The organism is Clostridium sp. ZBS2 (assembly GCF_023845855.1).
In the GTDB taxonomy this organism is placed as follows: domain Bacteria; phylum Bacillota; class Clostridia; order Clostridiales; family Clostridiaceae; genus Clostridium; species Clostridium aquiflavi.
The window spans coordinates 1-3,047 of sequence record NZ_JAMQIF010000028.1 but is presented as its reverse complement, the minus strand read 5'-3'; the positions used below and the strand labels follow the sequence as shown (position 1 = coordinate 3,047).

Here is a 3,047-nt window from a genome sequence, read left to right as displayed (position 1 = left end):
ATGAGAGTAAGCGGGCGCGGAAGAAGGGGGGCATGGGGAGTGCCGTGGCTCGGGGAGCCGATGAAGGACGCGATAAGCAGCGATAAGGATCGGGGAGACGCACATAGTCAGCGCTACGAATAGTTACGAATGAGGAAAGTCACATGGGAAACCCCCTGTATCGTAAAGTGAATACATAGCTTTATGAAGGTAAACCCAGGGAACTGAAACATCTAAGTACCTGGAGGAAGAGAAAGAAAAATCGATTTTCTTAGTAGCGGCGAGCGAAAGGGAAAGAGCCCAAACCAAAGATTTATCTTTGGGGTTGCGGACAGAACATTAACGAGAAATTATGGTTAACCGAACACAACTGGAAAGTTGGACCGTAGGGGGTAATAGTCCTGTAGGTGAAAATTATAATTATCAAGTTCTGATCCAGAGTACCACGAGACACGTGAAACCTTGTGGGAAGCAGGGAGGACCACCTCCCAAGGCTAAATACTACCTGATGACCGATAGTGAAGCAGTACCGTGAGGGAAAGGTGAAAAGAACCCCGGGAGGGGAGTGAAATAGAACCTGAAACCATGTGCCTACAACCGATCAAAGCACCTTATGTGTGTGATGATGTGCTTTTTGTAGAACGAGCCAACGAGTTACGGTATGTAGCAAGGTTAAGTACTTAAGGTACGGAGCCGAAGGGAAACCGAGTCTTAATAGGGCGACTAGTTGCATGCTGTAGACCCGAAACCGGGTGACCTATCCATGGCCAGGTTGAAGCGAGGGTAAAACCTCGTGGAGGACCGAACCACGTTGCTGTTGAAAAAGCATGGGATGAGCTGTGGATAGCGGAGAAATTCCAATCGAACTCGGATATAGCTGGTTCTCCTCGAAATAGCTTTAGGGCTAGCGTCGGAAAATGTGAGTACTGGGGGTAGAGCACTGAATGGGCTAGGGGGCATAGCGCTTACCGAACCTTATCAAACTCCGAATACCAGATACTATCAGTCCGGCAGTCAGACTGCGAAAGATAAGTTCCGTAGTCAAAAGGGAAACAGCCCAGATCGTCAGCTAAGGTCCCAAAGTGTAAGTTAAGTGGAAAAGGATGTGGGATTTCTAAGACAACTAGGATGTTGGCTTAGAAGCAGCCACTCATTAAAAGAGTGCGTAATAGCTCACTAGTCAAGAGATCCTGCGCCGAAAATGTCCGGGGCTCAAACTTACCACCGAAGCTACGGGTTCACACTTTTTGTGTGAGCGGTAGAGGAGCGTCGTAATCGGGCTGAAGTCGTACCGTAAGGAGCGGTGGACTGATTACGAGTGAGAATGTTGGCATTAGTAGCGAGATGTGGGTGAGAATCCCACAGGCCGAATACCTAAGGTTTCCTCAGGAAGGTTCGTCCGCTGAGGGTTAGTCGGGACCTAAGCTGAGGCCGAAAGGCGTAAGCGATGGACAATCGGTTGATATTCCGATACCACTATTATCGTTATTATCGATGGTGTGACGGAGAAGGATAGGATGTGCTAGCTATTGGATGCTAGTCTAAGCGTTTAGGGAGTTAGGATAGGCAAATCCGTTCTAACAATTCTGAGGCGTGATGGGGAAGGTTCTAAGGAACCGAAGTATCTGATTCCATGCTTCCAAGAAAAGCATCTAGAAAGAGAAATAGTGCCCGTACCGCAAACCGACACAGGTAGGTGAGGAGAGAATCCTAAGGCCGGCGGAAGAATTGCAGTTAAGGAACTAGGCAAATTGACCCCGTAACTTCGGGAGAAGGGGTGCCTGCGAGAGCAGGCCGCAGAGAATAGGCACAAGCAACTGTTTAACAAAAACACAGGTCTCTGCTAAAGCGAAAGCTGATGTATAGGGGCTGACGCCTGCCCGGTGCTGGAAGGTTAAGGGGAACACTTAGCGTAAGCGAAGGTGTGAACTTAAGCCCCAGTAAACGGCGGCCGTAACTATAACGGTCCTAAGGTAGCGAAATTCCTTGTCAGGTAAGTTCTGACCCGCACGAATGGCGTAATGACTTGTGCACTGTCTCAACTGCAAATCCGGCGAAGTTGTAGTGCGAGTGAAGATGCTCGCTACCCGCGATTGGACGGAAAGACCCCGTAGAGCTTTACTGTAGCTTAGCATTGAATTTCGGTATTGTCTGTACAGGATAGGTGGGAGACTGGGAAATCAGAGCGTCAGCTTTGATGGAGTCATCCTTGGGATACCACCCTGATAGTACTGGAATTCTAACTGGATGCCATGAATCTGGTGACAGGACATTGTTAGGTGGGCAGTTTGACTGGGGCGGTCGCCTCCTAAAAAGTAACGGAGGCGCCCAAAGGTTCCCTCAGAACGGTCGGAAATCGTTCGTAGAGTGCAAAGGCATAAGGGAGCCTGACTGCGAGACCTACAAGTCGAGCAGGGACGAAAGTCGGGCTTAGTGATCCGGTGGTACCTCGTGGGAGGGCCATCGCTCAACGGATAAAAGCTACCTCGGGGATAACAGGCTGATCTCCCCCAAGAGTTCACATCGACGGGGAGGTTTGGCACCTCGATGTCGGCTCGTCGCATCCTGGGGCTGAAGTAGGTCCCAAGGGTTGGGCTGTTCGCCCATTAAAGCGGCACGCGAGCTGGGTTCAGAACGTCGTGAGACAGTTCGGTCCCTATCCGTCGCGGGCGCAGGAAATTTGAGAAGAGCTGTCCTTAGTACGAGAGGACCGGGATGGACCGACCTATGGTGTACCAGTTGTTTCGCCAGAAGCATAGCTGGGTAGCTAAGTCGGGACGGGATAAACGCTGAAAGCATCTAAGCGTGAAGCCTCCTTCAAGATGAGATTTCCCATAGCGTAAGCTAGTAAGACCCCTTGAAGACTACAAGGTTGATAGGTCAGAGGTGTAAGTGAGGCAACATATTTAGCTGACTGATACTAATAGGTCGAGGGCTTGACCAATAAATAATTGTTATATACAATTTATGTGTAATTTTGAAAGAATAATCTTTCAGAATAATCTGGTGATGATGGCATGGAAGTAACACTCTTACACATTCCGAACAGGAAAGTTAAGATCCATAGC

The 3,047-nt window shown here is 49.3% G+C and carries 2 rRNA genes; both read left to right on the top strand.

Annotated elements, in window-relative coordinates:
- The first annotated feature begins 12 nt into the window (after positions 1–12).
- Positions 13–2,923, top strand: a 23S ribosomal RNA gene (locus NG918_RS14955).
- 58 nt (positions 2,924–2,981) lie between these two features.
- Positions 2,982–3,047: ribosomal RNA gene (gene rrf, locus NG918_RS17215) — 5S ribosomal RNA — on the top strand; the annotation flags it as partial.